This is a genomic window from Parvibaculum sp., assembly GCF_049672805.1.
GTDB lineage: Bacteria > Pseudomonadota > Alphaproteobacteria > Parvibaculales > Parvibaculaceae > Parvibaculum.
The window spans coordinates 1-4,780 of the sequence record NZ_JBATWS010000114.1; the positions used below are offsets into that span (position 1 = coordinate 1).

The following is a 4,780-nucleotide window of genomic DNA, read 5'->3' on the forward strand; positions in this document are numbered from 1 at the left end:
GCGATGGCATTCACGCGAACGCCGAGACGGCCAAATTCCGATGCCATTTCACGCGTCAGCGCCGCAAGCGCCGCCTTTGACGTTGCATAAGCGCTGCCTGCGAAGGGGTGCACGCGCTCGCCCGCGATGGAGGTGACATTCACCACCGATCCTTGCGCTGCCTTCAACTCTTCCACCAGCCCGCGCGCCAGCATGACGGAGGCAAAGAAATTGACCTGAAAGACGCGATACCAGGTCTCGACATCCGTATCGAAAACGCCGAGCCGCGAGCCACCCGGACCCTTGGGCGAAATCGCTGCATTATTGACCAGCGCGTGAAGCCGCCCGCCCTGATCCTTCAGCCGCTCGCGCAGCTCGGCGATGGCCGCTACCGTGTTGTTCACATCGGCGAGATCGACCTGAATGTGATCTTCCGGACCTGCCTCCCAGGGGCAATCTTCCGGAAAGGGTTGCCGCGAACAGGTGATGACGCGCCAGCCAGCGCTTGAAAACCGTTTGACCGTGGCATGGCCGATACCCCGGCTTGCGCCGGTGAGGATCAGCGTCTTGCGTTCTGAATTATTGATCTGTGTCATGGCTGCAATCTAGAGGAAGGTACGAGATGAAGCCAGAGCCGCCTCCGCCAGCGCCAAAACCTCCTCCGGCGTGCCCGAAGCATTCAAACGGCCCCATCTCATATGGCCGAGATCATAGGAAAGCTGCCGCCGCAGGACATCCACTCCTGCATCAGACGGGTCATCCCCGCGCGTCTCGCGCGCTGCGACACGCGCTTCGAGCAGCGCTGCGGGCGCCTCCAGCCAAAGCCCGGTGAAAGGCAGGTTCCTTTCCGCCGCCACCTCGGCCGCGTCATTCCGCTCCCGCTCGCGTGCAAAAACCGCATCAAGAACTGTGCTCATTCCAGCATCAAGCACGGTCCCGGCGAGGTGCAGCATCTCCCGATAGACGCGCGCGCCCGCTTCCGGCCTGTAGGCTTCTTCCGGCAACCGGTCGAGCGGGCCAACGTCGAACATCCGCTTACGAATGATATCCGTGCGCAGATGTACCGCGCCCACTGCCCCTCCGATGCGGCCCGCAAGCTCCTTCGCAATGGTGGACTTGCCGGTGCCGGAAAAACCGCCGACAGCAACAAGTCGGGGCGGTGCCCTTTCCAGCAGCCGCAGCGCAAAGTCGAGATAGGCCCGCGCCAGCGCCGACTTCGCGTCGTCCCCCTCCTTCACCTGCATCGCCGTCACCTTGGCGCGCACGACCGCGCGCATAGACATGAAGAGCGGCAGCAGCGCGAGGCTTCTGCAGGCGGGTTCCATTTCCTCATGGGCAAGGCTGTCGAGATAGGTGTTCAACGCGCGGTTTGCAAGCCCGCGAAGCCGCGTGTCCTTTTCCGCGCGGAAAGCGAGATCCATCAGCAGGAAGGCGAGATCGTAAAGCGTGTCGATCCGCGCAAGCCGGTCGCTGAATTCAATACAGTCGAAGATGACCGGGCGGTCATCCACCATCGTTACATTGCCGAGATGGAGGTCGCCGTGACAGTGCCGGACATGGCCGGTGAGACGCCGTTCTTCGAGAAGCGCCTGATGGCGGGCGATTTCCGCTTCGCTCAGCCTTGTGGCAAGCGCCGCTTTCTCAGGGTCAAGCACGCCGCCCAGCAAGGGCTGCAAATCCTGCCAGTTCTCACGCACGATGCGCTGAATACCTTCTGCGCCACCAAATTCCTGCGTGACCTCTGCCTTCCGGTGGAACGCCGCAATATCTGTCGCGAGCCGTTCCACCGTACGGATCGAAAGCTCGCCCTTCTCTGCCAGTGTCGCGAGAAGCCCGTTGCTTTCGAAACGCTTCATCTCGACAATCCAGTCCACCACCTCGCCCTCATCCCCGCCGAGGCGTAGCCCGCTTGGGGTTGCGCGCAGCGGCACGAGGCCCAGATATATCTCCGGTGCCGTGCGGCGATTGAGCGAACATTCCCTCTCGCAGGCGGCCCTGCGCTTCTCGCATGTCGAAAAATCGAGAAAGGTGAAAGCGACCTGCTTCTTCAGCTTGTAGGCACGTTCGCCCGCGAGAAAGACATGCGACGCGTGGGTTTCTACATGCTGGACGGTTTCGCCCGACGGCAAGCCATGCGTTTCGGGCCTCAGCAGAAACGCCACTATATCCTTCTGACCGTTTTCCCGCGTCACCATCCCGTTTCGTTCAGCTTTGTTGCAGGCTGGTGAGTTTCTGGCTGCCTGCTGGGTCCTGATGGATCAGCACTTCGGAGCCCGGAAAGGCGGCCATGATCTCGTCGCGCACTTCATCCGAAATCCGATGCGCTTCCTTCAGCTTCATCTCGCCATCAAGCTCAAGATGGAACTGGATGAAGCTGTCCACACCCGAGCGCCTTGTCCTCAGATCATGAAGGTTCACGACCTCGGAATGGGAGCGCGCAATTTCCTTGATGCGCTCGCGGTCTTGATCGGAAAACTCCTGATCCATCAGCTGCGCAAAGGCACGGATGACGATCTTGCCTGCGCTCCAGGCGATCAGCAAGGCAATCAGGATGCCGAAAACAGCATCAGCCCAGTGAAGCCCGAAATAACCAGACAGAATCAGCGCGGCTATCACCGACAGGTTCATCAGCAAGTCGCCGCGATAATGGATCGAGTCAGCCTCGATGGCGAGCGAGCGCGTTTGCTGTACCACATGGCGCTGATAGGCGACGAGACCGAGCGTCAGCAAAATCGCAATCACCACGACGACAATGCCGGCTACCGAATTTTCAATTGGTTTCGGCTCAATCAACCGGCTGATCGCCTCGAAGACGATGTAGCCCGCTGACGCAAAAATGAAAATCGACTGCCCCAGTCCCGCCAGTGCTTCCGCCTTGCCATGACCAAAGCGATGTTCCGCATCGGGCGGCGCAAGGGAGGCGCGCACGGCAAAGAGATTGAGAAGCGACGCTGCACCGTCGAGCAGCGAGTCCGTCAATGTGCCGAGCATGGCAACCGATCCGGTGAACCAGAAGACGACGCTCTTGAGCATGATGAGCAGAACCGCCACAGCCACAGCCGCAAACGTGGCGCGGCGCATCAGTCTTTCATGCGGTGGCGCCGCGCTCGAAACAGTCTGTTCTGTGTTTGTCATTCACGGCTCAAGGATAGAGGCGTTTTGTGCGCCAGGGCGCGGTGGGGGTATCGCGCTCGAAAACGAACCTGTCATGCAGACGGAAAGGCCGGTTGTGCCAGAACTCGATGCGGATCGGCACAATACGGAAGCCCGACCAATGCGGCGGGCGCGGCACCTTGCCCAGACCGAATTTGGCGGCATAAACCGCGACCTGCTTTTCAAGCTCGAATCGTGTCTCAAGCGGGCGGGACTGTTTTGAGGCCCATGCGCCGATCTGGCTGTCGCGGGCGCGCGAGGCGAAATATTCGTCCGCCTCCGCATCACTTACCGGCGTGACGGTACCCCGCACCCTTATCTGGCGGCGGAGACTCTTCCAGTGAAAGCAGAGTGCCGCGCGCGGATTTGCTTTCAGCTCCTCACCCTTGTCGCTTTCAAGATTTGTGTAGAAGACGAAGCCCTGCGGATCGACGCCTTTCAGCAACACCATCCGCACATCGGGGAAGCCGTCGCTATCCGCAGTGGCGAGCGCCATGGCGTTCGGGTCTTCCGGCTCCTTCGCGCGGGCAAGCTCCATCCACTCATTGAAAAGGGAAAAGGGATCGTCGCCTGCGGTCACTCCCGCTTCGACGGGGCTTTCGGTCATCTCACTCATTTCCCTTTGGTCCCTCTGGCCTGCTCATGCCAACGAAAAAACCCGATTTTCACGCCTTGCGTGAGTTATCCGGGTCCTGTTTCGTTGCTCCATTCTTGCCACAATCACCACATTATATAGGTCAGTATTATCGCTTGGGGGCGACAAAGCACAGGATTTGAAGCAAATGAAACTCGTCAAGGGATTAGCCATAGGCGCCGTTGCTCTTTCGCTGGCCGCCTGTGACCAGAGCATGTATGGCAGCGGCAGCGGTGGCGGAATCAACAAGCAGACGATCGGCACCGTGGGCGGCGCTGTCGCGGGCGGCCTTGCCGGTCAGGCGATCGGCGGCGGCACGGGACGCCTCTGGGCCACGGGTGCGGGTGTGCTGCTCGGTGCGCTACTTGGCAGCGAAATCGGCAAATCACTCGACCGCGCCGACCGCGCCTATATGGGCGAGACGACCTATAATGCGCTGGAGAATGGTCGCTCGGGCCAGCCGGTCCAGTGGCGTAATCCGGATTCGGGTAATTACGGCACGGTGACACCGCAGGCCGCCTATCAGCAGAACAACCTGACCTGCCGCGAATATTCGCAGACAGTGTATATCGAGGGCCGCAGCCAGCAGGCTTATGGCACTGCCTGCCGCCAGCCGGATGGCTCCTGGCAGATTCAGAACTGATTGAGACAGAAGGGGTGGGCCGGCAATCATGATTTCTTTCCGGTCCGCCCTTTTGCCTGCGCTGCTTGCGGCGTCTCTTGCGGCTCCTTCGGCCCTCGCCCAGCCGGGCGTTACCGTGCGCGACCGCATCGAGCAGTCGCTGCCCACACGGGCTGAAAAATCCGACAGTTTCAACGAAGGCCTCCTCGCCTATGACAAGGGCGACTATGCGCGCGCCTTTGAAATCTGGCTGCCGCTCGCGCAGCAGGATGATCTTGCGGCCATGCGTAATGTGGCGCTGCTTCTGAAAGAGGGGCGCGGCACTGCCCCTGATGCCACCCGCGCCCTCTATTTCTTCGAACGCGCCGGACGTGGCGGCCTTGTGTCCGCAC

General features: G+C 60.8%; 5 protein-coding genes and 1 pseudogene. 2 read left to right on the forward strand and 4 right to left on the reverse strand.

What is annotated here, in order from left to right:
* The 4 genes from WBF74_RS03575 to pdxH form a co-directional block, all read right to left on the reverse strand.
* Positions 1-575: SDR family NAD(P)-dependent oxidoreductase (locus WBF74_RS03575; RefSeq protein WP_424435272.1), on the reverse strand; the 575-nt coding region annotated here is incomplete at its 3' end.
* Between the two features lie 9 nt (positions 576-584).
* Entirely contained in the window at positions 585-2,141 is a 1,557-nt protein-coding gene (locus WBF74_RS03580; RefSeq protein ID WP_424435275.1) for an AAA family ATPase, read from the reverse strand.
* Positions 2,142-2,184: 43 nt separating this feature from the next.
* Complete coding sequence (locus tag WBF74_RS03585) at positions 2,185-3,114, reverse strand: cation diffusion facilitator family transporter (RefSeq protein WP_424435278.1); 930 nt, start codon at positions 3,112-3,114, stop codon at positions 2,185-2,187.
* A 7-nt stretch (positions 3,115-3,121) separates the two neighbouring features.
* Positions 3,122-3,748 (reverse strand): pyridoxamine 5'-phosphate oxidase, encoded by a 627-nt coding sequence (pdxH, locus tag WBF74_RS03590; protein ID WP_424435281.1) that lies wholly within the window; start codon positions 3,746-3,748, stop codon positions 3,122-3,124.
* Between the two features lie 166 nt (positions 3,749-3,914).
* Here pdxH and WBF74_RS03595 point away from each other — a divergent pair, with 166 nt between their 5' ends.
* Together WBF74_RS03595 and WBF74_RS03600 are read left to right on the forward strand one after the other, a co-directional pair.
* On the forward strand, positions 3,915-4,409 hold the full coding sequence (locus WBF74_RS03595; protein WP_424435284.1) for an RT0821/Lpp0805 family surface protein: 495 nt from the start codon (positions 3,915-3,917) through the stop codon (positions 4,407-4,409).
* Between the two features lie 28 nt (positions 4,410-4,437).
* Positions 4,438-4,780, forward strand: a pseudogene (locus WBF74_RS03600) (hypothetical protein); the annotation flags it as partial.

Bases quoted from the DNA above. Each gene is read 5' to 3' on its own strand.
- WBF74_RS03585 (WP_424435278.1), bottom strand. From the start codon at position 3,114: ATGACAAACACAGAACAGACTGTTTCGAGCGCGGCGCCACCGCATGAA.
- pdxH (WP_424435281.1), bottom strand. From the start codon at position 3,748: ATGAGTGAGATGACCGAAAGCCCCGTCGAAGCGGGAGTGACCGCAGGC.
- WBF74_RS03595 (WP_424435284.1), top strand. From the start codon at position 3,915: ATGAAACTCGTCAAGGGATTAGCCATAGGCGCCGTTGCTCTTTCGCTG.